The following is a 24,399-nucleotide window of genomic DNA, read 5'->3' as shown; positions in this document are numbered from 1 at the left end:
CGCTGGTCGGAAAGCCCTGGGCGCGACAGCAACCCCGGTATGTTAAATATTAAAAGAAACGGAAGTGTGAACCCGATGGACATCCATGAAATACTGAAGTATCTCCCCCACCGCTATCCTTTTTTGCTGGTTGATCGGGTGATCTCCTGTGAACCAGGAAAAAGTATATCCGCTCTCAAGAATGTGACCATGAACGAGCCCTTCTTTTCAGGCCATTTTCCGCATTACCCGGTCATGCCTGGAGTGTTGATCATCGAAGCGCTGGCGCAAGCAGCAGCGATCCTGACACTCAAGACCGCCAATATGACGACCAATGACGATTCGCTCTATTATTTTGTCGGCATTGATGGCGCGCGCTTTAAGAAGCCCGTACAGCCTGGTGACCAGCTTATCCTCAAGGCCACGATTCTGCGTGAGAGAATCGGGATCTGGAAATATTCGGTTCAGGCGGAGGTGGAGGGACGCGTTGTTACAGAGGCCGAATTGATGTGCACGATGAGAACGAAAAGCCAGGGTGAGCAGAATAAACCGCCAGAAAGCCCGCCTTTAAAGTAGCAAAGTAAGGAAACAAGGAATCGTAAGGCATGCTATCAGACGAGTTCAACTGGGTGTGCGGCGTGGATGAGTCCGGCAGAGGCCCATTAGCCGGCCCGGTCTTCGCGGCTTGCGTTATACTCAACCCGGCCCGCCGGATCGATGGATTGGCCGACTCGAAAACATTAAGTGAAGATAAGCGCAACAAGCTGACCCTCGCGATCAAGGCAAATTCAATTGCCTGGGCGATCGGGGTCGCGTCGGTCCGTGAAATCGATCGGCTGAATATTCTTCAGGCAAGTTTGCTGGCGATGAAACGTGCCGTTGAGAGCTTGTCTTTCGTTCCCGCCAGGGTACTGGTAGATGGAAACCAAAGCCCTCGTCTGAAGTGCCCGGTCACCACCATTGTCAAAGGGGATAGCCTGGTACCGGAAATTTCGGCTGCTTCCATTCTGGCCAAAACCGCCCGCGATGCGGAAATGGTGGCGTTGCACGAGCGTTTCCCGCATTACGGATTCGACCGCCACAAAGGGTATTCGACCGAGCAACACATTGCCGCATTACGGGTTCATGGGATCTCCGAAGTACATCGCCGAAGTTTCGCGCCAGTTAGGGAATCGATAACAAACTTCGGGGCTTCGGGCGGGTCGTAGATGATCGCGCGAATTTCTCGGCACCCGCCGCTCATCCGATATTCTTTCATCGACTCCGTGTCAGTGCGCTAACCGGGCTCATATGCCCTGGACAAGTAATAGCATTCCGGCCACGGTGAAATCACTGGAGCGGGGCAAAAAACTGGAAAGGAACTAATATTAGACCATAATCACTAACAAGTGATTGGCACTTCAGGAGTTGGACTGAAGTTAAAATGGCGGGTCTGCAGCCTTCTTGGTGGCGTGCAGGAAGTCTTGCGACCTTATTTATATCGCTGTAACCCATTAAAAGCTAAATAAAATATATATGCGCATCGAAAAAGATACCGTGGTCTCGCTAACTTATGAATTATCCGATTTGACCGGCCAGGTGATGGAAAAACCCGGCTCCCCGATCAGTTACTTACACGGGGGATATGACGGCATTTTTCCGATGGTCGAGGAAAAGCTGCATAGCCAAGAGGTAGGCTACAGCTGCTCGGTTTTAATGGAGCCGGAAAACACATTTGGCGAATACGACAGCGAGTTGGTGCGGATGGAGCCTCGCAGTCTTTTTCCCGATAATGTGGAGGTCGGGATGCAGTTTGAAGGCGGTGAAGAAGGTTCAGATGATGCGTTGATTTATACCGTGACGGATATTGCGGAAGACAAAGTGGTAGTGGACGGCAATCACCCGTTAGCGGGGATCACCTTGCGTTTCGACTGTACCGTTACGGAAGTACGCCCAGCCACAGCTGAAGAACTGGCACATGGTCATGTCCATGGCGCACATGGGCACGAGCATTGATAGTTCCCCCCGGGCGTCCGGAAAAATCGTCGCCGACATATGCAGAGGTAAGATAATCCCGCTACGGTGGGTCCTTTTCTGCTGCGTTTTTTAGGGCGTAGAGGGTGTCCAGCGCTTGCTTCGGGCTCAACTCGTCCGGGATAACCGTGCGCAGTAGCGTAAGAACCGGATGCTGTGGACGCGTTTCCCGGGTTTCCAAAGTGTTGCCTGTTTCAAAGCCAGCCGGCGCGGCATCCGAAAACAAATCTCTCTGCGGATGCCTTCCAATTGTTTCTTTCTCAAGTTTTGAAAGATATTGTCTCGCCATTTTGATGACCGGAGCCGGCACGCCAGCCAGCGCAGCCACCTGAAGACCGTAGCTTTGGCTCGCGGGGCCCTCATTCACCGCATGCAGAAACACGATATGATGCTTGTGTTCGACCGCGCGCAGATGCACGTTGGCCACTTGCGCGAACTCCTCGGCAAGCTGGGTCAGTTCAAAATAGTGTGTCGCAAATAGCGTATAACTTCCGTTCGTTTCCAGCAGATACCGGGCAATTGCCAAAGCAAGCGCCAAGCCGTCAAAGGTGGATGTGCCTCTTCCCACTTCATCCATTAATATCAGGCTTTGTGAGGTGGCATTGTGCAGGATGTTGGCGGCCTCGTTCATTTCCAGCATGAAGGTGGAGCGTCCTCCAGCCAGATCATCGGAGGCTCCGATTCGCGTAAAAATCCGGTCCAGCGTGCCGAAACGGGCGCTCCTTGCAGGAACGAAACTACCGCAATGGGCGAGTAGTGCAATCAGCGCGGCTTGCCGCATATACGTCGATTTTCCGCCCATATTGGGCCCGGTAATGACGAGCATCTGCCGTGCCTGATTGCCATGGCAGGCGCCAAGGCGTAAATCGTTTGCGACGAAGTTCTCCACCTGTCTTTCTACTACAGGATGTCGGCCCGCCTCAATTTCAATAACCGTATCATCAGTAAATACCGGCAAGGTGTAATCCAGTGCAAGCGCGCGCTCGGCAAACGTCGCAAGGACATCAAGTTCTGCGGCGCTTTGCGCTACCTCCTGCAAATGGGCGATGTGGGGCGTAAGCAGGTTCAGCAATTCACCATATAAGTATTTTTCCCGCTCCAGAGCAAGACCTTGGGCCGACAGCGCCCTATCCTCGAAGGCCTTGAGCTCGGGGGTGATGTAGCGTTCTGCATTCTTCAGTGTCTGCCTTCGGCGATAGTCGGCTGGAATTTTATCGCTGTGGGCGTGCGTTACCTCGATATAAAAACCGTGCAGTCGGTTATATTCCACTTTTAGGCTGGGTATTCCGGATCGCGTCTTTTCCTGCTCCTCAAGTTGAAGCAGAAACTCACCACAGTTGTTTTGTATCGCGCGCAGTTCATCCAGTTCCGCATCATAGCCATCAGCAATTACACCGCCTTCGCGCAGCACGACCGCTGGCTCCTCGCGCAAAGCTTTTTCCAGTAACGCCGGCAGCACCGCTTCAGGCATCATTTTTTTCGCCAGCATGGTGATATGTTCGCTGGCGGAACCCCTGACTTCGGCAATAATCGCGGCCGTTTGAGGCAACTGTTTGAGGCTCTCGCGCAATCCCGACAGATCTCGTGGCCGAGTCGATTTCAGCGCGATGCGGGCAGTAATGCGCTCAATGTCCGCTACCCGTTTAAGGGAAGCACGCACACCGAGATACGGCCCGGACCCTGCTTCGCCCATTAAATACGACACGGCCTCCAGCCGGTTCTGGATCGCTGCCCGGTCGCGAAGTGGGTGATGCAGCCAGTGCTGCAACAACCGGCTGCCCATATTGGTCGAGCAGGTATCGAGCAGCGCTAGCAAGGTGGGCGAAGGATCGCCGAGTATGGTTTCGGAAATTTCGAGATTGCGGCGAGTGGCGGCATCCATGCGCAGATAGGCGCTCTCCCGCTCCACCCGCAGTGCGGAAATGTGCGCAAGGCTGGTACCCTGCGTGAGGCGCGCGTATTCAAGCAACGCGGCTGCAGCGCCCAGTGATGCATGCAAACCCTCGCAACCGAAACCCGAAAGATCATGCGTGCCGAATTGCCGGGAGAGAATGCGCTCGGCCGCCTCGACATCGAATTGCCAGAAGGGCAGGCGTTTAAGGCACATTTTCTTGAACACGCCGTCGCGATTGAGCATGTCAACGCTATCGGGTGAATCTGGCAAGAGAACTTCCGCAGGCTTCAGGCGCTCTAGCTCCCCTGCTAGGTTACCGGGTTTGGTTTCCATCACGCAAAATTTGCCACCCGCCAGATTGAGCCAGGCCAGCCCCAGGATTGACTCGTGCAGGTGCAACGCAACGATAACGCTTTCGCGTTTTTCTTCCATCAGGGCGGCATCGGTCAGCGTCCCAGGGGTGATGATGCGCGTGACCTGCCGCTCAACGGGACCCTTGGCGGTTGCCGGGTCGCCGATCTGCTCGCAGATCACCACCGATTCCCCCAGCCTGACGAGTTTCGCCAGATACTGATCGGCTGAATGATAAGGCACGCCTGCCATCTTGATTGGCTCTCCGGCGGACGTGCCCCGCCGGGTGAGAGTAATGTCAAGCAGCCGGGCGGCTTTCTCCGCGTCGTCGAAAAAAAGCTCGTAGAAATCCCCCATGCGGTAGAACATCAGCATGTGCGGGTGCTGCGCCTTGATGCGCAGGTATTGCTGCATCATGGGAGTGTGCGCGGCGATGTCTCTCCTGTACATTTTCAAATGCTGTGGCGGAGCCGGCTATACGCTAGTATTAGCGCTCGTATCTGCCCTCGTTCAGGCATCAGGGCCCCGTATTGCCCTCCGGGTTTCGCCAGTACTCCGGAATCTCGGTCCGATACCGGCGCATTACCAAATTGGCCACCAGCCCGGTCCAGCCAGTCTGGTGCGCTGCGCCTAAACCCTGGCCGGTTTCGCCATGAAAGTATTCATGGAACAGCAGGAGGTTGCCCCAGTGTGGATCGGTCTGATGAGGACTATCAATGGGGAAGTTCGGTATTACGTCGGTTTCGTCGCGGCGAAAAATATCTGCGAGCCGCTCGGCTAGCATGGTGGATGCGTATTTGAGATTAATTTCGTAGCCGTTCAAGCAAGGCGCGGGAAAGGTGAAAGCATCGCCCAGGTAACGATGCATTTTTTCGATTGCCTGAACCAGTAAATAGTTTGTTGGCATCCAGACTGGGCCGCGCCAGTTGGAATTTCCTCCAAATAGCGCTGAATCGGATTCACCTGGCACGTACTGGATGATGGCATTGCCAATGCCTGGGATATGCCCGAGATCTTGCCCCGTGGCATGGCGCTTGGACACGCTGCGTACGCCAAACTGCGAAAGGAATTCGTCTTCATCGAAAATACGTACAAGGATTTTCACCAGCATGGCGGGAGTGACCAGTGACAACAAATGCTCTCCTCGTTCGTTGGTATCCACGGGGCAGGCGCATATGACGCTGCCATCGAACATGCCGCCCTTGTGTTTCCAAAGCAGTTCATTAAAACGGGGGCAACCGGCGAGCAGGCGCGCATCCACCACTTCGCATGCGAACAGGGGAATGATGCCAACCCAGGAAAAAACATTGATGCGCCGCGCGGAACCATCCGGCTGGACCACGATATCCTTGAAGAATCCATCGGCCTCGTCCCAGATGGGCACGCCCGCACCGGTATGGCCCGCAAGCGTATTGGCGATTGCCAGGAACTGGCTGTAGGATTGGACTGCGATACTCTCGTAGGCTGGGTCATCAACCGCGATTTCAAGCGCGATCAAGGTGAGCTGCAGCGAAAACATCGCCATCCAGCCGGTGGCATCGGCTTGCTTCAGCGTGTAGCCCGCCGGCAACGGCTGCGAACGGTTGTACACCGAGATATTGTCAAGCCCGAGAAATCCGCCCTCAAATACATTCATGCCGGTGACGTCGTTGCGGTTGATCCACCAGGTATGGGTAAGCAAGAGCTTGTGCAACACGCGCTTGAGAAAAGCCGTGTCGCCCTTGCCGCGCTGCACCCGCTCCGCCCGGAACACCTTGAGCGCACTCATTGCATGCAGAGGCGGGTTCACGTCGCCGAATGCCCACTCGCAGGCAGGAATCTGTCCGTCCGGGTGCAGATAATTTTCCCGTAGCAGCAGCTCAACCTGATCCTTCGAAAAGTCGATGTCGATGAGCGCCATAACAGTGCAATGAAACGCAAGATCCCACGCAGCGAACCAGGGATACTCCCATGCGTCGGGCATCGAAATGACATCCTTGGCATTGAGGTGGCGCCAGTCGTGGTTGCGCCCATATTGTCTCGAAGATGGCGGCGTCGCCTCGTCGCCTTTCAGCCACGTGGATACATCATAATGATAGAACTGCTTGTTCCAGATCATTCCCGCCAGCGATTGGCGGAGAATGCGGTGATCCTGAGCCGTGGCTTCGGGCAGCAGTGACGTAAAAAAAGCATTTGCCTCACTGAGGCGCTGGGCCAAAATTTCTTCATGAAAAGCAAATGGCTCCGACTTGGGTAGAGCTGACAAGACCAATGTGATGGCACCCGTTTGACCCGGCGCGACGGTGAGTTTGTGAGCGGCGCCAAATTTGGTTCCCTGCTGCTGCGGATTGACTGCAGTCCGCTCTCCATTGACGAGATAGCGATGAAACGCGTCCTTCACATAAGGCCCCGCGTTTGCCAAGCCCCACAACCGCTCATTGTTGGTCTCATTTTCGGTATAGAGCAGGTCGGCCTGCTGCGCCCCGTAGAGATGGTACCGGCCCAGCATCGGGTGTGCCGCCGCAACCGCCCAAGCCGCGCCATCCGGCGGTAATATGGCATTTAGGAGCGGCTTCTCCGCATTTTTTTCCCGCCACGACCAGTCATTGCGAAACCATAACTGGGGCAATAGCCATAGGGAGGTTTCATCAGGTCCCCGGTTCGTGGCCACGATTTGAATACATAATTCCTCGGTGGATGCCTTTGCGTAAAAAACCTCGATGTCCCAGTAACGCCCCTCAGCAAACGACCCGCTGTCAATCATGCTGAACGGCGGATCGCGACGGGAACGGCGCACGTTTTCTTCCATTAACCGTTCGTAGGGGAAGGCGCATTGAGGATATTTGTAAAGATAATGCAGCCATGCATGCGAGGGGGTGGCGTCCAGGTAGAAATAGCATTCTTTCACGTCCTCCCCATGGTTCCCCTGCTTGCCAGTCAAGCCGAAGGCGCGTTCTTTAAGGATGGCGTCATGGCCGTTCCACAACCCCAGGCTGAAACAGAGCCGTTGAGACTCATCCGAAATACCGCCCAGGCCATCTTCATTCCAGCGATAGGCGCGAGAGCGGGCCTGGTCGTGATCGAAATAGCCCCAGGCATTGCCATCGGGACTGTAGTCTTCCCGAACGGTGCCCCAGGCGCGCTCGGAGAGGTAGGGTCCCCACAGGCGCCAGTTCTCAGCATGGTATCGCTGATTCTTCAGCCTTTGCCGTTCCGCATTCGGCTGAGTGGTCATTACCTGGTTTCTCCTCTTTGGTCTTGCCGGTTCTGTCTCCGCACCAGTTGACCCGGAAGTTGGTGCGCCCGCCACGCTTTAGGCGCGTGTACGCTGCTTGCGATTCATGAGCCGATCGTGAACCGCCAGGCAAACTGCCCGGCCAAGCTTTGGCCGAGCCTGAAGCTACTAATTATGCTGCTCGCTGCTTGCCTTCAAGACTTCCGTCAAGTGTGGGGCAATGATTTGCAGCAACTGGCCGAAGATTCTCGGGTTGCCCGCCACGATGTTTCCGTTGCGCATGTAAGTATCATTGCCTTCCATATCGCCCACCAAGCCTCCAGCCTCGGTAATGAGCAGGCAACCGGCAGCCATATCCCATGGCGATAACCCGAATTCCCAGAAACCGTCGTAACGTCCGGCCGCTACGTAGGCCAGATCCAGTGCGGCAGAGCCGGGACGCCGGATGCCGGCGGCTTTAGGCATGATGTCCTTAAAGATGGACAGGTAGGCTTCGGCATGCGTGAAATCGCGAAACGGAAATCCGGTGCCGATCAGGCAGTCGCCGAGTTTGTCGCGCTTACTTACGCGCAAACGGTGGTCGTTCAGATATGCCCCACGTCCGCGGCTGGCAGTAAATAGTTCGTTCGCGGAAGGGTTGTAAACCACCGCCTGGGTCAGGAGATTTTTGTGCATTAGCCCAATCGAGACCGAATAGTGAGGAAAGCCATGAAGAAAATTCGTCGTGCCGTCGAGTGGATCGATAATCCACTGGTACTCCGACTTGCTCGCATCGCCTTGAGCGCCGCTCTCTTCTGCTAAAATGGCATGATCCGGATAGGCATCGCGCAGGATGTCAATAATGGCTTCTTCAGCCGCTCCGTCCACCTCACTGACAAAATCGCTGTGCGCTTTGCGCGATACATGCAGCAAATCGAGATTCTGCGCAGCACGGTTGATAATACCGCCGGCGCGACGTGCGGCTTTTACCGCAATGGTGAGCATAGGATGCATTGGCTGGCTTCAAATTTTAAAGGAGTGCGAATTTTAATATGAATCCCTCCTATCCGCTTGATAAAGTCCGCATAGTGTTAAGCCATCCCAGCCATCCGGGCAATATCGGTGCCGTGGCCCGCGCGATGAAAACGATGGGCCTGGATTCTCTCTACCTCGTGAATCCCAAGACTTTCCCCGACAAGGAAGCGGAACGGCGAGCTGCCGGCGCGTGGGAGATACTTAACAGCGCGACTGTTTGCGCAAATCTTGACCAGGCTTTGAGTGGCACTGTCCTCGCAGCGGCGGTTACTGCTCGTCCCCGCGATCTTTCCCATGAGGTTTTCGATGCTCGCCGCGGGGCGCTGGAATTGATCGGTCACGCGCGGCAAAGCCGGGTGGCAGTCGTTTTCGGCACGGAAATGTCCGGACTTACCACCTCCGAAGTCACCAAATGCCACCTTGTCGTGCATATTCCCGCCAATCCAGACTACTCCTCGCTAAACCTCGCCTGCGCAGTGCAGGTAATGACGTACGAGTTGCGGATGGCGCTGGCGCAGCCTGCCTCTTTTTCTCCATCCATTGGCCCGGCGGCGGCATTCGAAGAGATCGAACTGCTTTACCAGCACCTTGAGCGAGTCGCGATTAGCACCGGCTTTCTCGATCCTCGCGAGCCCAAGCGTTTGATGCAGCGGATACGTCGATTGTTCGCCCGCGCCCGGCTCGAAAAAGAAGAAGTGAACATTTTGCGCGGGGTTCTCGGTGCATGTGAAAACCGTATGCGAGCCCACGAGCCTGTCGCAAAGGGCAGTTCGATCAAGTCTAGTGCGCATAAAGGCGGGAAGCTACAAGAAAGTTAACCCTACGCCCGGATCCAGTTCAATTTCCTGAACAAAATAGTTGACCGTCGTAGAGGGGCTTTATATACTTGACTAGCCTTGTCGGGTATTAAGCCACTGATCCGGTATTTTCCAGCCATATTTCACGAGAGCACGGTATGAATACTTATTGGAGCGTAAAATGCGATTGACGACCAAGGGACGTTTTGCGGTAACTGCAATGATTGATCTTGCCTTGCACAGTGCCGATGGGCCAGTAACGTTGGCGGGTATAAGCGAAAGGCAGAAAATTTCGCTATCTTATCTGGAACAACTATTCGGCAAGTTGCGGCGCAACAAGCTGGTGGGCAGTGTCAGAGGGCCTGGTGGCGGCTATTGCCTGACAAAACCGATGAATGAAGTGTCGGTCGTAGACATCATCCTCGCCGTGGATGAGCCGATTGATGCGACTCAGTGCGGGGGGAAGGAAAATTGTCTAAATGACCAGCGGTGCATGACTCACGACCTATGGGCGAATCTCAATGCCAGAATAAGAGATTATCTTGCGCTGGTAACGCTCGAGCAGTTGGTTTCGAACCCCAAGGTGCAGGACATTGCTGTATTACAGGATATGAGAGCATGCAAGCCCGATGAAACGGCTTTGGCTTGATTGACAGGGTATGAAATACCAGAAATCAAGTTTCGCTTGCATAGTTATCCCAGAGTAGCAGACGCGATGACAGCGCGACGGCAGCAGGTGGACAGGGCGATGACTTACGCATATTTTGATCACAACGCGACAACCGGGGTGGATGACGCCGTGCTGGAGGCGATGATGCCGTATTTCCAGAATGATTTCGGCAATCCTTCAAGTCGCCATGCGCACGGCAGGACGGCGCGTCTCGCGGTCGATCTTGCGCGTGAGCAGGTGGCGGATTCGGTCGGGGTGCAGCCGTCACAAGTCATCTTTACCAGTGGCGGCTCCGAGGCCAACAACTTGTTTATCCAAGGCGCCGCCGGGTACCTAAAGCCGACGCGCATCGTGGTAAGTTCAATCGAACACCCGTGCGTGATGCGAACGGCTCAGGATCTTGCGCGTGGCCGCGATAGAGGCTGGAATTTACGCCGCCTGGACGTTGATAAGCTGGGACTTGTGGATACGGAAGATGTTGACCGGGCTATACTCGAAGAACAGCCGGGTCTGGTATCCATCATGCTAGCGAACAACGAGACCGGCGTTATTCAGGATGTGGCCGCGATTGCAGAGAAATTCCGGGTGCGAGGGGCATGGGTACATACCGACGCGGTGCAGGCATTAGGAAAAATTCAAGTGGATTTTTCTTCGCTCAGGGTCCATGCGATGACGATTTCCGGGCATAAGATTTACGGACCCAAGGGCGCCGCGGCGCTGATCATAGATAAACGGCTCCTGCTCAAGCCGCTCATCCACGGGGGCGGGCACGAGCACGGCATGCGGTCGGGCACGGAAAATGTTCCGGCCATTGTCGGTTTCGGCGTTGCCTGCGGCCTGGCGAAAAAACGAATGGCTGAAATGGCCGCACGAATTTCGGAAATCCATGGGCGGTTGGAGCAGGGCTTGCTGGAGATGGGTGCTGTAATCTTCGGCCTGGGCGCCTCCCGTTTACCCAACACTTGTTATTTCGCCTTGCCCGGGATTGAAGGCGACACGCTGGTCGTTCGTCTTGACAAGGCCGGTTTCGCGGTAGCGAGCGGCGCCGCATGCTCAAGCGTGAATCCCGGCCGCAGCCACGTCCTGGAAGCTATGGGGGTGGAACCGGACCTCGCACGTTGTGCGGTTCGCGTAAGCTTGGGCAACAGCAACTCCCCGGCGCAGGTGGAGAGTTTCATTCATGCTGTAAGCAGTGTGGCACAGGAATTGAGGCGAATGAACTCGGTCACGGTTTGATACTGGGCCATAGCACGGGCCTGCCCCGGCACATCGCCAGCCGGCTGTTAGATAGCATCTGCAGGTGATTTTGCTGCCAAGACGCGATTATCTCTTTACTCTTTAAATAGTCTCCAAGTAATATCGAGGTATTTTCCGCACATCCTCTTACGAGCCGTAAGACGATGTGCTCCGCTGCACCATTTCCCTTGAGCCATGTTGAAAAACAACTATCTTACAACGGCCTTGCTTCTTTTCTGCGTAATGCTGTTTTCGGGTTGCGCCACCATGCGCGCCAACGACAAGAACGCCGAGTCGTTCGAGACGCTTGATCCCTACGAGAACGTCAACCGTAAGTCCTATATATTCACCGATGTCGTTGACCGGAAAATCCTTGAGCCAATAGCGGATTACTACATCGAGTATGTGCCTGATCGCATGCGACGCTCGATTGGTCATTTTTACGACAACCTTCTCTACCCCAACGTGGTTCTGAACGTGTTTTTGCAGGGCAAGATGCGGCAGGGGATGGAGGATACCCTGCGATTTTTGGTCAATTCTTCCGTCGGTGTGGCTGGGCTCTTCGATGTGGCTTCGCGCATGGGTCTGCCCTCCCACGACGAGGATTTTGGACAAACACTTGGGGTATGGGGTATGGACGCCAAAACCTATATATTTATCCCTTTGCTCGGGCCCAGCAGTGACCGGGACGTGTCTGGTATTCCCGTCGCTGTAGTTGCTAATCCCCTGTTTTGGGCCGGCTGGTTTGCAGCAGGTGTAGGTGCGCCGGTTACCATACCGCTTTCCGTGCTCGGCGTCATTGACAAGCGCGCGAGGCTATCCGGTCCCATGCGCATCCGTGACGAAGCCGCCTTGGAGCCCTATCTGTTCGTGCGCGATGCTTACCTGCAACAGCGCAAGCATTTGATCTATGATGGAAACCCGCCGCCCGACGTTTACGACGATCCCGCGGAGGAAGCTGCTCCCGGCGGGTTCTCGGATGTCAAGACTCAATGAGGGGCCAAAAGCTCGGTAAAAGTACGTACATCGTTAATAATCAGTTCGCAGCTTAGATAGTTCCGTTTGCGCCGGCGGGGGTGATCGTGTTGCTTTTGTAATAAATGTTACGAATTGACGAGTACGAACATGACCGAACCCGACTCACGAGTTGTGTCTACCCTCCCCGCGCCCAGTCTCGTTCGTCTAACGCATTTCATTTATCTCTTGCATGCATTCAGCATCTTAATGGGCATACTGGGGCCGGCGCTCATCATTACCGCGTTTCTCACCGGCTGGCCATCCATCATCGCTGTGATCATCAACTACGTAAAGCGCGATGAGGTGCGCGGCACCTACCTCGATTCGCATTTTGGCTGGCAGATAAGAACATTCTGGTACACCTTGCTTTGGCTGGTGATCGCCGCCATGCTTTTCGCCACTGTGATCGGCATTCCGCTTGGGTATATTCTGTTGGTGGGCGCGGGAATCTGGGTGACATACCGCATCCTGCGCGGATGGATGGCACTCACTGACGGAAAACCCATGCCGGTCTGAACTCATCTCATCCGACTGCCCCAGCTGTTCGCGACAGTTACGCCACAGGGCGATGCCTTCTTCGCCCCCACCATTCCGCGTCTTTTCTATTTTGCCTGCTCTGCGTCATAGCTTGGTGCACCCTTATGTGAAGCCCCGAACAGACCGCAAAACTAATTCTCATTAAAATTCTTCTTATCTTCATTTTCGCGGGAATGAAGGCTAACGAAGGCTCTGGAGAACCGGAGGGAAGTATCATTATTTAAGCACTTTCGCCGTTGGTGACTGCATATGTGCTACGGCTGATATTTAGGTCCAGCAATGTCACCGCCTCACAGTCCGCCTCGAAGTCCACCTCAGAGTCCACCTCAGAGTCCAAAGCAGAATAGAGTGCTGGCCGCATTGCCTCTTCTGAGCTACACGCGCTTGCTGCCTCTTCTCGATTATGTGTCGATGCCCGCGGGTCACGTGGTCTATGATCCGGCTCGCCCAATCCGGTATTTATATTTCCCCACGTCGTGCATTGTTGCGCAGTTGTATGAAATGGAAAACGGCGCCTCCACCCAGACCGGAATCATTGGCAGTGAAGGGTTGACGGGCATTTTTGCGCTCTTTGGCGATGAAACGAGCCCTGGGCGCGTAGTGGTGCAGAGTACGGGCAACGCTTTTCGCATCAAAACAGCTTTGATAAAGAGCGAGTTCGACGGGTGCGCGGAGTTGCGCAGTCTTGTCTTGCGTTTCACGCTCGCGTTAATGGTTCAGACGGAGCAACTGGCAGTCTCTAATAGATACTATACCGTAGACGAGCAGTTGAGCCATTTCCTGCTGATGAGTCTGGATCGCTTGTCAGGCAATGAACTGCATATAACGCATGAACAAGTCGCGATTATGTTGGGAGTGCGGAGGGAAAGCGTGACGGTGGCTGCGCAAAAGCTTCAGCTGGCCGGCGCCATCAATTGCAGACGCGGCCATCTCGCGGTATCGGACAGACGGCAGATCGAGGCCAGCGCGGGCGAGAATTACCAAGTGGTAAAGAGGGAGTACGAGCATCTGCTCGAATTTTACGCCTCGTCCGGAGGTCAGTTATCTCAAGCGGACGGAAGCGCATTAAAGAGATGTGTGCAATAAGCCACCCACCCGCTGCCTTCGTCTCTTTCGCATTACGTCGAGTTTAAGCCCCGCCACCTATAACCAGTACGAGTAGTTCGAAACGCGGGTTTGGGAAACTAAAGTGTGCGCTTGCGAACAGACTGGTTTTGCTCGTACGTGCGATTATTCGGAACATCGGCCCCGTCTCGCTACATTCCGACCGAGCGCAAGCTCAAGGTCTGGCGTAATTAGCATGGGAGCAGCGGTGTTCAAGACCAGATATGGAGAAACCATGAAAAAAATAAATGTCCTGATACTAAGTATGGGGCTGGCTGGCCTTGGCACGGGAATGAACAGTGCCTTAAGTCAAACCGGCCAGAACGAGAACGCTCCGGGAGCGAGTACGTCATCCAGCGACGCGGTTCTCAACGCGCAAACGGTTCGTGAGGTACCCGCGACGCGGCCGGAGCAGAAAAAAAATGAGCACGACCGTTCGAACGCATTTGACGCTCAGAATGCCCTGCCTTCCTCCCCTGCGTTCAATAACCAACCCGATAAGGGAAAGGTATCGGGGTTCGATTTCGTTCGCGACCCATTAAATGCAAAGAAGCCGATGCAGACTTTCGAAGAAACGATGAAGGCCGACATCGCCGACCGCCCCAAGGTCATGAAAACTCAGCAGGAGCTGCTCCTCCGGCGCTATGACCTGACTCCCCGGCTGGATAAAGAGGCCAAGATGACGCGCGGCAAGCCGTTGCCGGTGGGGCCCACTGCGCGGCTATCGGCCGGACTGAGCTGGGAAAGACTGGCCGCCATGTCGCCTGCGGAAATACGCAGCAAGAACGTATTCCCTTATCCGTCTCTACCGCACCCGAAGCAGGCCACCGGCGGCCAGGTCTTTCCCCAGATGCAAACCAAAATGTTCCCACGGCTGGAGCGATTTGATGTTGAATTCGACCTGCCGGACGCATTCCTGCCGGAATTTCCTCCTGCTATCTTTCTTCAGAACCGTCCTGAACTCGGCGACGTTTCACGGGGCGAGGTTGTATCCATAAACAATTTCTACCGTCTCTTCAAGGATATTGTCACCCCGGTCCAGCTCAACGGACTCCAGATGCTGCTTACGCCCCTGCCGCAGGAGGAATTCAATCCTACCGACGACCGCAAAAGCGCGCAAGCCAGCCTGGGTGTAACATGTTTTGATTGCCATGTGAACGGTCATACCACGGGGCAGTTTCACCTCAGCCCCGATATCCGGCCGCAGGAACGGCGTTTTCGCCTGGACACAACCAGCTTGCGCGGGCTGTTCAACCAGCAAATCCATGGTTCTAAGCGAAGCTTGCGTTCGGTGGAAGATTTCACCGAATTTGAGTTCCGCACTGCGTATTTCAACGGCGATCCAATCCACGCCATGAAAAAAGGCTTTCCGGTGATTGATCGCATTCACGTCAGTCATATGGCGCAGTTCCAGAATATGCTGGATTTTCCGCCTGCGCCAAAATTGGACAGCCGAGGACGGCTCGACCCCACCAAAGCCACGGAAAAGGAACTGCGAGGCGAGAGGGTTTTCTTCGGTAAAGGGCAGTGTTCAAGTTGTCACCAGCCCCCGGCGTTTCTTGATCATCAAATGCACGACCTGAAACTCGAACGTTTCGTGAACGAGCCAGGAGATGGACCGATGAAAACATTTACATTGCGCGGCATAAAGGACAGCCCGCCGTATCTTCATGACGGCCGCCTGCTCACCCTCGAAGATACCGTTGAATTTTTTAACCTGGTGCTACAGCTCAAGCTGACGGATGAGGAGAAAGCGGAACTGGTTGCCTATATGCGACAACTCTAGTGAGTAACCAGTTCTTGCAGAGCATCAGCGCCGCAAATCGACGCATTACAAGGCTATCAGTCGTACGACCAAATCAGGAGAGATCACCCATGAGCAATTCCGCCACACCTCTAGCTGCAGACCGAAAAGAAGTCGTTTCAATCAATACTACGTCATCCATCCGCAAATCACCCAAAGTGGTGCGCAAGGCGGTCTTTCCTGTGGCCGGTCTGGGCACCCGCTTCCTCCCCGCGACAAAAGCGGTGGCCAAGGAGATGCTGCCCATCGTAGACCGGCCCTTGGTTCAATACGCTGTCGATGAAGCGGCGGCAGCCGGTATTGAAGAGATCATCTTTGTGACTCATCGCAGCAAGCGGAGCATTGAAGATCACCTTCACCGGTCAATGGAGCTCGAAACCGAGTTGGCCTCACAGGGGAAGCATGCCTCGTTGAAAATGTTGAGGCAGCTGATGCCCAAGGGCGTCCGTTTTAGTTTTGTCCGCCAGGAAGAGCCAAGAGGGCTGGGACATGCTATTCAGTGTGCGCGTCATTTGGTGGGCAACGAACCCTTCGCGGTGCTGCTTCCGGACGATTTGATGGATGGGCAGCCTCCAGTGCTGGCCCAGATGATCTCCCAGTATGAGCAAGTTCGCAGTAGCCTTGTGGCGGTGCGGACCGTGTCGCGGGAAGAGACTCGCCGTTACGGGATAGTCGACGCCTATGGTGAGGATGGTAGTAGCCGCAGTATGAAGATCCGCGGCGTAGTGGAGAAACCCTCACCTGAAGCAGCCCCCTCTAACATGGCGATCGTCGGGCGGTATATCCTTTCCCCCACAATCTTCGATTGCATTGAGAGCCTGGATCCAGGTATAGGAGGAGAAATACAGCTTACCGACGGAATCGCGCGTCTTCTAAAATTGGAACAGGTGATGGCTTACCGTTATCAAGGCAAGCATTATGATTGCGGAAGCAAGGTGGGGTTTTTAGAGGCGACAGTAGCGTTCGGCCTGAAGCATCCGGAAGTAGGCAGCGAGTTTCGTGACATATTGCTTCGAATGGGTCGTCAGCTTTTGCAAGAAGAGCCGAGCAATTCTGATTTCGTCGACGAGGTCGAGGCGCATCCAGCCATATTGAAAACCGCGTGAAAATGAATCTCCAAGTCTAGTCGGGGCGCGGTCGGAGCACAGACCGCCCCGAGGACGATCTGAGATAACTCAATAGCGTGGCTTAGCTTAAAAGCCCTCACGCTCCCGCGGTTCAGCCGCCTGCGTTAGTGTTACTTGTAGTTTGGGGACTTTCAACCCCGATTCTGGAGGCCATCATCTCTCCGAAACGGACTGGTCGGCCGGGTTTCCAAAGCCGATTGAAAACCAGCTTGTTTTTGGGAAACAACATTATCACGGTTGAGCCGAGCTGGAACCGACCCATTTCTTCACCTTTCTCAAGCACCACATTCTGAGAATCAGAGCCGTATTGCCACTGCCGTACCTCGCCTGAACGGGGAGGGTTTACGACGCCATGCCACACAGTTGATATACTGCCTACGATCGTTGCGCCCACAAGGACGATTACAAATGGCCCCTCATCTGATTCAAATACGCAGATCACGCGTTCGTTGCGCGCAAAGAGACCCGGGACGCCGCGAACTGTGATCGGATTTACCGAGAACAACGAACCCGGAACATGCACCATGCGGATCAGTCTGCCCTTGCACGGCATGTGCACTCGATGGTAGTCCTTCGGGCTCAAATATACGGTTGCGAAATTCCCCCCGTAAAAATTTGCCGCGAGTTCCTTATCGCCGCCCACTAGCGCGGTGGTGGAATAATTGTGGCCTTTCGCCTGGAAAATTTGATCGCCCGAGATGACGCCAAGCTGGCTTACTATCCCGTCCGCCGGGCATATATAGTCGGCCTCAGCGATAGGGCGCTTTTCTGCCCGTAATGCGCGCGTGAAAAAATCATTAAATGTCCGATAGCTGTGTATATCGGGATTGACCGCTTCCTCCATATCCACATCGTAATGCTCGACGAACCTCCGGATAATGAAAGTCGTAATTCGACCGGCATCAGCGTTCGCAATTTGCCCGGCCAATGCGGTCATGGCCCGCTTTGGCATCAGGTATTGCGGAAAAACGGAGAAGGAAGGGCTGGACAATTTAGGCATCCGTTAAATACGGGGCATTATAATGGTTTGGCTTGCGGTCGTCTTGACCCCTGATGGATGAAACATTCACTAGAAAGGTTGAATGACCCTATTTCGAAGTGGTAATCTGGTCCCATACCCCGTTACCCCCTTGTGCGGCCAACCCTCACGCACCGCTAGGCGCTTTCCTAACCCTCTTGTGCTGTTAACCTGGATTTATGACACGATCCGATGAAGAAAAATCCCCGCGGGATGATGGTTCGCCGCGCTCCGATTCCTGGTTCACGGAAAGCGAACTACCAGACGCGGGTTTATTGGAAGGCCCCGCCAAAGCAATTGAACAGCCACTGTTTCCCATTATTGGGGTGGGTGCTTCTGCGGGAGGGGTGGAAGCGTTACAGATTCTGTGCCGTTCTCTTCCCTCGACTATCGAGGCGGCTTACGTTGTCGTGGTGCATCTCGCTCCGGATCACGAGAGCCAACTGGCGAGTATTTTGGCAAAAAGCACCACGATGAGCGTTGTACAGGTGGTAAGCGACATGACCGTCGAGGCGGGCATGGTATACGTTATTCCGCCCAATCATTACCTGATATTGCAACGCAATACCTTACATCTCGAGCTAATGCCCCAGCCTCGCCCACACCCGCGGGCAGTCGACCGCCTTTTCATATCGCTTGCCGAAGAACAGCAGGACAGGGCCATCTGCATAGTACTAACGGGGGCTGACCATGATGGCACCGTCGGCCTAAAAGCCATTAAAGCGGCCGGTGGTATGGTCATCGCCCAACTCCCTGGAACCGCGCAACACCCGTCGATGCCGACGAGCGCTATTGATACCGGGCTCGTCGATTATGTATTACCAATCGAAAAGATGGGGGAAGCACTCGAGGGTTATATCAGTCGATCCCGGCTGTGGCAAACTCCGCCGTTTCACGAACCGCCAGCGGAAGAAGTCCAGGTTCTGAAAGAAATTATTTCTCTTTTATCGTCCCGAGGCGGAGGTGACTTCCGCGGATACAAGGAGGGCATGCTAATGCGGCGCACTAAGCGGCGTATGGCATTGTTGGGGCTGCCCTCGCTGGACGCCTATACAGCCTTCCTTAAAGAAAATCCCCCCGAAGTCCTCGCGCTGGGAGAGGATTTTTTGATCAAGGTCACAGAATTCTTTCGCGAACCCGCGGCATGGAACGCGCTGGAGCAAGAGGTCATACCAAAGATAGTGGAAACTTTAAGCCCCGGCCAGCCCCTGCGGATCTGGGTAGCGGGCTGTGCCAGCGGTGAAGAAGCGTATAGCATGGGCATCGCCTTGCTCGAATTCATAAGCAAGGGGGGGCTGGACATCAAAGTGAATATCATTGGCTCCGACCTCGACTACCCTGCACTTGAGGCGGCGCGGGGCGGCAGCTATCCGGAAAGCATTACTACGGTTTTAAAGCCGAACCTCCTGGCGCGGTATTTCGTAAGAACCGAGACAGGACGGTTCGCAGTGCGAAAAGAACTGCGGGAACGCGTCATGTTTTCCCAGCACAACATTATCGCCGACCCGCCATTTTCCCATATGCACTTGATCAGTTGCCGAAATCTCCTGATTTACCTCAAGCCCGAAGTTCAGGACAAACTGCTGCGCATGTTTCATTTCGCGCTAAATCCGGAGGGATATCTTTTTCTCGGAAAATCCGAAACAGTTGGAGAGTGCCACGAGCTTTTTACACCGATGGACCGGCAGCATCGGATCTACCGCGCCTTGCCAATGAAGCGCAAGGTGCCTGTCAAGCTGCCGCTGATTGCTGAGACCTCCCCCACACGGCCCAGCATTGCAGAGGGGCAGGCGCCTCGGGTGGCTCATGCTGAACTGGTGCGCGAACTCCTGCTTAAGCAGCGGTCGGCGACAGCAGTTCTGATCGATCGGGACGGGCAGGTGTTGTACTTTTATGGTCCGACGCGTGAATTCATATGGCACCCGGAAGGGACAGCAACGCGGGATTTACTCTCGATGGTATCCGACGAGATGCGCATGGCTCTGCGGGCGATCATTCACTCCGTGCGCAAAGAAGACAAACCCGGCGAGATCGTGCTACCGCCGAATCCGGGGCCGCAAGGAATCGAGCGTCAGTTGCGTATCAGAGCCATCAAGGCGGGGGAAGAGAGCGGGGGTCTGGTACTCATTACGTTCGAGCATGAGAATGTGGGCATGGCGTCGAACCAGGCGGTCAGCGATACGGAGTCGTGGGCAAGGCGTCAGCTTGAGGACGACCTGCGCATGACGAGGCTGGACCTGGAAGCGTCCATACAGGCACTCGAGGCGAATAATGTCGAGCTTCGGATCGCCCATGAAGAGGCGTTATCAATGAACGAGGAGCTTCAGTCCGCCAACGAGGAACTGGAGACATCGAAAGAAGAACTGCAATCGGTCAATGAAGAGCTGAGCAGCGTCAATTCTGATCTGGAGCGAACCGTCGGACAACTCCAGATAGCCAACGACGATCTGGCCAATCTGCTGGCAAGTAGCGAATTTCCCATTCTTTTTCTCGATAGCGAACTTAAAATCAAACGGTTCACGCCTGCCTCCCGCAAGTTGTTCAATCTCATCCCATCAGATATAGGGCGTCCGATTGGTGATCTTGCTTCAGCGCTGGAACCCGGCGATATGGTTACCCTGGCGCGGAAGGTTCAGTCGTCCCGGGTAGCAACCGAAACCGAAGTTCATACCCGCGACGGGCATTTTTACCTGCGCCGGATCTTGCCCTACTTCCTCGAGCACGATCATGTGAGCGGAGTAGTGATTACCTTTGCCCCGGTCGATATGCTCAAACAGGCGGAGCAAGAGCTCCGGGAAAGCGAGAAACGCTTCCGTACCCTTGCTGATACTGCACCCGTGTTTATCTGGATCAGCGGTCTCAAGGCATCGCTGGAATTCGTGAGCCGGCGTTTCATCGATGAGACCGGGCAAAGTGAAGAAAATTTGCTCGGCGTAAAATGGCACAGGCTCCTTTACAAGGCCGATCTGCCGGGTTACCTGAGGGCCTGCGCCGCGGCGGAAGCCGCTCGCAAGGGATATGACCATGAGTTGAGATTGCAAAAGGCCGACGGTAGCTATAGCTGGATGCGCTTTGTCGGTGTGCCGCGCTTCGAGGACGAACAACTTACGGGCTTCGTCGGCTCGAGTGTCGATATTCAATACCACAAAGACGCGGAAGAAAAGCTGCGTAACGCTGACAGACGCAAGGATGAATTCCTTGCCACCCTCGGGCATGAGCTGAGAAACCCGTTGTCTCCCATACGCAACGCGGCACAGGCCTTGCAGCTGGTTAACTCCAATGATCCCCGCATTGCTTCGGCTGGGGCGACGATCACCCGCCAGGTGGATCATATTACCCATCTGGTGGACGATTTGCTCGATGTTGCCCGGCTCACCCGGGGGACGCTCAGTTTACGGATGGCAACCGTGGATATGGGAGAGGTCATCCGTCATGCCGTGGATTCGACGAGAGCGTTAATGGATGAACGGCGGCATGAGTTGATTACGTCACTCGGGGATGCGCCGCTTCTTATTCAGGGCGACGCTGTCCGCCTTACCCAGATCATCGAAAATCTTCTCACCAACGCGGCCAAATTCACAGACGTAGGGGGCAAAATTTTGCTGGACGCCCGCCGCGAGGGTCAGGAGTTGGTGTTACAGGTGAAGGACAACGGAATCGGCATACCCGCCCGCATGCTGCAAGAATCTTCGAGCTGTTTACGCAGGAGGAGCGCGCAGTGCGAAAGTCGAGCAGCGGCCTTGGCATCGGCCTGTCGCTGGTATCTCAGCTCGTGTCGCTGCACGGAGGTTCGATTGATGCTTTCAGCGCCGGTGCGGGCCAGGGCAGTACGTTCACATTTCGGCTTCCCGCCCTTGATATAGGGGCCGAACGACCCAAAGTCCAGCGATCCGCGCCTGCGTCCGGGGAGGGGCGTATTCTGATCGTTGATGATAATGTGGACAGCGCTGATACTATGGGCATAATAATGGCCTCGTTTGGATACGAAGTGCGGACAGCCTATGATTCCGCGTCAGCCATTGCCGAGGCCGTAGCATTTGTTCCGCAGGTCGCTTTGCTCGACTTGAGCACGCCTGAACCGGATGGCATGTCGCTGGCGGAGCATTTTCAGCAGATGCCAGAGACAAAAAAAACGCTGCTGATCGCTTACAGCGGCTACGGGCGGCAGGAGGATATTGAGAAAACAACGAAGGCAGGCTTCGCTCATCATCTGGTCAAACCGGTCGACGCCGAAACCATTCACAAGCTAATACAATCGATGATACCAGGTGAGGGATAAAATTCTGACTCGGGCGCGGGCTCACAGCGGAATCTGGGGCACTAACACGTCATGTTCTAACTTTAGCTGAGTCTGTTCTTCCTGCTGCTGCAGTTCCCACATATGGGCGTACGTTCCATGCGCCGCAAGAAGTTCTCTATGCGCGCCTCGTTCGATGATATGCCCCTTGTCCATTACCAGAATCTGGTCCGCATCGACGATTGTGGACAACCGGTGGGCAATTGTGAGGGTGGTGCGTGTTGAAGCGATGCGCTTCAGTTCTGCCTGAATCAGTTTTTCCGATTTCGAGTCCAGCGCTGAGGTGGCTTCATCGAAGATGAGAATTGCCGGTTTTTTCAGGATGGCGCGTGCAATAGCCACACGTTGCTTTTCTCCCCCCGAAAGCTTTAATCCGCGTTCTCCCACCATGGTTTCATATTTTTCGGGCAGGCTTTCGATGAAATCGTAAATATGCGCCGACCTGGCCGCTTCGAAAACCTCTTCTCTGGTCGCGTCAGGGCGCCCGTAGGCGATATTGTAATAAATGCTGTCATTGAACAGGACCGAGTCCTGGGGAACGATACCAATGGCAGCGCGCAAGCTTCTCTGTGTCACCTCGCTTATGTTCTGTCCGCTTATCAGGATGCGGCCGCTGGTAACATCGTAGAAGCGGAAAAGCAGTCGCGCCAATGTCGACTTGCCCGATCCGCTGTGCCCTACCACTGCTATATTCCGGCCCGCCGGAATCTCGAAGCTCACGTCATACAAGATCTGGCGGTTGGACTCGTAGCCGAAGTTCACGCGTTCGAAACGGACGGCCGGATCCCGCAGGACAAGCTCGGCCGCGTCTGGTCTGTCTTTTATTTCCTCGTTCTCCGCGAGTAAACTGAACATTTTTTCCATGTCAGCCAGGGAATGTTTTATTTCGCGGTAAACGAAGCCCAGAAAGTGCAACGGCATGTATAGCTGGAGCATGAACGCATTGACCAGCACCAGGTCGCCCAGCGACATGGTGCCTTCGATCACCCCATCAGCCGCCAGCCAAAGCAATAAAGTGGCGCCTACCGCAATGATGGCGCTTTGCCCGGAATTCAGCGCTGCGAGGGAAGTCTGGTTGCGTATCGCCGCGGCTTCCCACTTCTCCATGTGCGCGTCATAGCGTCGCGCTTCCCATGATTCGTTGCCAAAGTACTTGACCGTCTCATAGTTCAATAGGCTGTCAATGGCCTGGGTATTCGCTTTCGAGTCCATGTCGTTCATCGTGCGCCGGAAAATCATGCGCCACTCCGTCACGGTGAGCGTAAGGGCAATATAGGCGGCCAATGTAGCGAAGATGATCACCGAAAACCAGATGTCGTATCGAGAGATTAAAATGATCGCCACCAGGCTGATTTCCAGCAGAGTCGGCAGAATATTAAACAGCATGAAATTGAGCAGGAACGAGATTCCCCTGGTTCCACGCTCTATGTCCCGTGACACCCCGCCCGTCTGGCGTTGCAAGTGGAAGCGCAGGGACAGGGCGTGCAGATGGCCGAATACCTGGATGGCCACCCGGCGGATGGCGCGTTGCGTTACTTTGGCAAATACTGCATCGCGCAATTCGCCAAAGAGCGTACTGCATAGGCGCAAAGCCCCGTAACCTACCAGCAATAGGACCGGCAGTGTCAGCATGGCGCGCGGCTGGTCGAGTGTGTCGATGATTTCTTTGAGAACCAGCGGCACGGAAACATTGGCGAGCTTGGCCATGACGAGCAGCGCCAACGCGAGCACTACCCTGCCTTTGAACTCCCAAAGGTATGGCAGCAAGGAGCGGATGGTTTTCCAGTCATTGCGACTAGCGGGCGGCTTTTCCAAACGGGTGGCACGCATCCGCTAAAAAAACCGGTAGTACGGGGAAAACAGCAGGGAAAACAGCATAAAAATTTGTTATCGTTGGTGACGCGGATTGGGGGGCCTTGATGTGCCGCGAGGTTATCAGGAGGCACTTAAGACAAGGGACAAGGCGACCGTCAAACAATATGCTCATCCTTGGAAAAAGCTCCGGCACGTCCCAGCGGTGTTCATCAAATTTCGACCAGTCGGTCGAGTACGAGGCGGTCTGTTATCGACCAGACGCGGCCCCTATTATGCCATGGCTGCAGGCGGAGGTCCTCCGTGCTCTGCAAGCATTGTTCGAACAAAAATAGATTTGATGGGCCGGCGAAAGCGATCAAATTTCTGAGCTCACCGCCTTGACCGCCTGGCCGGGTCTCATCTTCTACAGAAGCCGATTCACTGTGTTGCCCAGCCGCCGCCGAGGGCCTTGTAGAGTTGGACGACTGATACCAGGTGGAAGCGGTGGGTGGAGGTGAGGGCGAATTCGGCAT

Annotated in this window: 17 protein-coding genes and 1 pseudogene; 13 read left to right on the top strand and 5 right to left on the bottom strand. The window is 55.0% G+C overall.

Features of this window, described 5'->3' with window-relative positions; translation table 11 throughout:
• Positions 1-75 precede the first annotated feature (75 nt).
• The 3 genes from fabZ to C8R31_RS15350 all read left to right on the top strand — a co-directional run bounded on the left by fabZ (position 76) and on the right by C8R31_RS15350 (position 1,974).
• On the top strand, positions 76-555 hold the full coding sequence (gene fabZ / locus C8R31_RS15360; protein WP_107695099.1) for a 3-hydroxyacyl-ACP dehydratase FabZ: 480 nt from the start codon (positions 76-78) through the stop codon (positions 553-555).
• Positions 556-584: 29 nt separating this feature from the next.
• The gene (gene rnhB / locus C8R31_RS15355; protein ID WP_107695031.1) at positions 585-1,187 is read left to right on the top strand and encodes a ribonuclease HII; all 603 of its coding nucleotides are present in this window, start codon (positions 585-587) and stop codon (positions 1,185-1,187) included.
• A 307-nt stretch (positions 1,188-1,494) separates the two neighbouring features.
• Positions 1,495-1,974, top strand: a complete 480-nt coding sequence (locus tag C8R31_RS15350; RefSeq protein ID WP_107695029.1) for a peptidylprolyl isomerase — start codon at positions 1,495-1,497, stop codon at positions 1,972-1,974.
• 61 nt (positions 1,975-2,035) lie between these two features.
• Here the strand turns inward: C8R31_RS15350 and mutS are convergent, their stop codons facing one another.
• The 3 genes from mutS to C8R31_RS15335 all read right to left on the bottom strand — a co-directional run bounded on the left by mutS (position 2,036) and on the right by C8R31_RS15335 (position 8,444).
• The gene (mutS, locus tag C8R31_RS15345) at positions 2,036-4,687 is read right to left on the bottom strand and encodes a DNA mismatch repair protein MutS (RefSeq protein ID WP_181320663.1); all 2,652 of its coding nucleotides are present in this window, start codon (positions 4,685-4,687) and stop codon (positions 2,036-2,038) included.
• Between the two features lie 67 nt (positions 4,688-4,754).
• Positions 4,755-7,451, bottom strand: a complete 2,697-nt coding sequence (locus C8R31_RS15340; RefSeq protein WP_107695026.1) for a glucosidase — start codon at positions 7,449-7,451, stop codon at positions 4,755-4,757.
• A 168-nt stretch (positions 7,452-7,619) separates the two neighbouring features.
• Positions 7,620-8,444, bottom strand: a complete 825-nt coding sequence (locus tag C8R31_RS15335) for an inositol monophosphatase family protein (protein ID WP_107695025.1) — start codon at positions 8,442-8,444, stop codon at positions 7,620-7,622.
• Between the two features lie 38 nt (positions 8,445-8,482).
• Between C8R31_RS15335 and C8R31_RS15330 the strand changes: the two genes are divergently transcribed.
• The 8 genes from C8R31_RS15330 to galU all read left to right on the top strand — a co-directional run bounded on the left by C8R31_RS15330 (position 8,483) and on the right by galU (position 16,736).
• Positions 8,483-9,283, top strand: coding sequence for an RNA methyltransferase (locus C8R31_RS15330; RefSeq protein ID WP_107695023.1), 801 nt, complete (start codon positions 8,483-8,485; stop codon positions 9,281-9,283).
• 160 nt (positions 9,284-9,443) lie between these two features.
• The gene (iscR, locus tag C8R31_RS15325) at positions 9,444-9,911 is read left to right on the top strand and encodes a Fe-S cluster assembly transcriptional regulator IscR (RefSeq protein ID WP_107695022.1); all 468 of its coding nucleotides are present in this window, start codon (positions 9,444-9,446) and stop codon (positions 9,909-9,911) included.
• 99 nt (positions 9,912-10,010) lie between these two features.
• A complete protein-coding gene (locus tag C8R31_RS15320) occupies positions 10,011-11,168 on the top strand; it encodes a cysteine desulfurase family protein (protein ID WP_107695098.1) in 1,158 nt (385 codons plus the stop codon).
• Between the two features lie 195 nt (positions 11,169-11,363).
• Entirely contained in the window at positions 11,364-12,164 is an 801-nt protein-coding gene (locus C8R31_RS15315; protein WP_258192737.1) for a VacJ family lipoprotein, read from the top strand.
• 129 nt (positions 12,165-12,293) lie between these two features.
• Positions 12,294-12,701, top strand: a complete 408-nt coding sequence (locus C8R31_RS15310; RefSeq protein ID WP_107695020.1) for a hypothetical protein — start codon at positions 12,294-12,296, stop codon at positions 12,699-12,701.
• A gap of 369 nt (positions 12,702-13,070) precedes the next feature.
• Positions 13,071-13,808: a Crp/Fnr family transcriptional regulator gene (locus C8R31_RS15305; protein ID WP_258192736.1), complete on the top strand. Its 738-nt coding sequence runs from the start codon at positions 13,071-13,073 to the stop codon at positions 13,806-13,808.
• Between the two features lie 253 nt (positions 13,809-14,061).
• Positions 14,062-15,612 (top strand): cytochrome B6, encoded by a 1,551-nt coding sequence (locus C8R31_RS15300; protein ID WP_107695096.1) that lies wholly within the window; start codon positions 14,062-14,064, stop codon positions 15,610-15,612.
• An 89-nt stretch (positions 15,613-15,701) separates the two neighbouring features.
• Positions 15,702-16,736, top strand: a complete 1,035-nt coding sequence (gene galU, locus C8R31_RS15295; protein WP_107695017.1) for a UTP--glucose-1-phosphate uridylyltransferase GalU — start codon at positions 15,702-15,704, stop codon at positions 16,734-16,736.
• A gap of 112 nt (positions 16,737-16,848) precedes the next feature.
• Here galU and asd read toward each other — a convergent pair whose 3' ends face one another.
• Entirely contained in the window at positions 16,849-17,709 is an 861-nt protein-coding gene (asd, locus tag C8R31_RS15290) for an archaetidylserine decarboxylase (RefSeq protein ID WP_258192735.1), read from the bottom strand.
• Between the two features lie 245 nt (positions 17,710-17,954).
• On the opposite strand from asd, the pseudogene C8R31_RS15285 reads away from it, so the two are divergent.
• Both C8R31_RS15285 and C8R31_RS16630 read left to right on the top strand, forming a co-directional pair.
• Positions 17,955-21,568 (top strand): annotated as a pseudogene (locus C8R31_RS15285) (CheR family methyltransferase); the annotation flags it as partial.
• Positions 21,548-22,054 carry a response regulator gene (locus C8R31_RS16630; protein WP_258192734.1) on the top strand — a complete coding sequence of 169 codons (507 nt, stop codon included), beginning with the start codon at positions 21,548-21,550 and terminating at the stop codon, positions 22,052-22,054. The pseudogene C8R31_RS15285 and the gene C8R31_RS16630, both read left to right, overlap by 21 nt.
• Before the next feature lie 21 nt (positions 22,055-22,075).
• On the opposite strand, the gene C8R31_RS15275 is transcribed toward C8R31_RS16630, so the two are convergent.
• The gene (locus C8R31_RS15275; protein WP_107695010.1) at positions 22,076-23,902 is read right to left on the bottom strand and encodes an ABC transporter ATP-binding protein/permease; all 1,827 of its coding nucleotides are present in this window, start codon (positions 23,900-23,902) and stop codon (positions 22,076-22,078) included.
• Positions 23,903-24,399: the final 497 nt, after the last annotated feature.

This window comes from Nitrosospira sp. Nsp2 (assembly GCF_003050965.1).
Classification (GTDB): domain Bacteria; phylum Pseudomonadota; class Gammaproteobacteria; order Burkholderiales; family Nitrosomonadaceae; genus Nitrosospira.
Note: the sequence above shows the minus strand (reverse complement) of the source record. Positions and strands in the feature narration are given on the sequence as shown.

Coding starts and splice junctions, on each gene's coding strand:
- fabZ (WP_107695099.1), top strand. CDS start 76: ATGGACATCCATGAAATACTGAAGTATCTCCCCCACCGCTATCCTTTT.
- rnhB (WP_107695031.1), top strand. CDS start 585: ATGCTATCAGACGAGTTCAACTGGGTGTGCGGCGTGGATGAGTCCGGC.
- C8R31_RS15350 (WP_107695029.1), top strand. CDS start 1,495: ATGCGCATCGAAAAAGATACCGTGGTCTCGCTAACTTATGAATTATCC.
- mutS (WP_181320663.1), bottom strand. CDS start 4,687: ATGTACAGGAGAGACATCGCCGCGCACACTCCCATGATGCAGCAATAC.
- C8R31_RS15340 (WP_107695026.1), bottom strand. CDS start 7,451: ATGACCACTCAGCCGAATGCGGAACGGCAAAGGCTGAAGAATCAGCGA.
- C8R31_RS15335 (WP_107695025.1), bottom strand. CDS start 8,444: ATGCATCCTATGCTCACCATTGCGGTAAAAGCCGCACGTCGCGCCGGC.
- C8R31_RS15330 (WP_107695023.1), top strand. CDS start 8,483: ATGAATCCCTCCTATCCGCTTGATAAAGTCCGCATAGTGTTAAGCCAT.
- iscR (WP_107695022.1), top strand. CDS start 9,444: ATGCGATTGACGACCAAGGGACGTTTTGCGGTAACTGCAATGATTGAT.
- C8R31_RS15320 (WP_107695098.1), top strand. CDS start 10,011: ATGACTTACGCATATTTTGATCACAACGCGACAACCGGGGTGGATGAC.
- C8R31_RS15315 (WP_258192737.1), top strand. CDS start 11,364: ATGTTGAAAAACAACTATCTTACAACGGCCTTGCTTCTTTTCTGCGTA.
- C8R31_RS15310 (WP_107695020.1), top strand. CDS start 12,294: ATGACCGAACCCGACTCACGAGTTGTGTCTACCCTCCCCGCGCCCAGT.
- C8R31_RS15300 (WP_107695096.1), top strand. CDS start 14,062: ATGAAAAAAATAAATGTCCTGATACTAAGTATGGGGCTGGCTGGCCTT.
- galU (WP_107695017.1), top strand. CDS start 15,702: ATGAGCAATTCCGCCACACCTCTAGCTGCAGACCGAAAAGAAGTCGTT.
- asd (WP_258192735.1), bottom strand. CDS start 17,709: ATGCCAAAGCGGGCCATGACCGCATTGGCCGGGCAAATTGCGAACGCT.
- C8R31_RS15275 (WP_107695010.1), bottom strand. CDS start 23,902: ATGCGTGCCACCCGTTTGGAAAAGCCGCCCGCTAGTCGCAATGACTGG.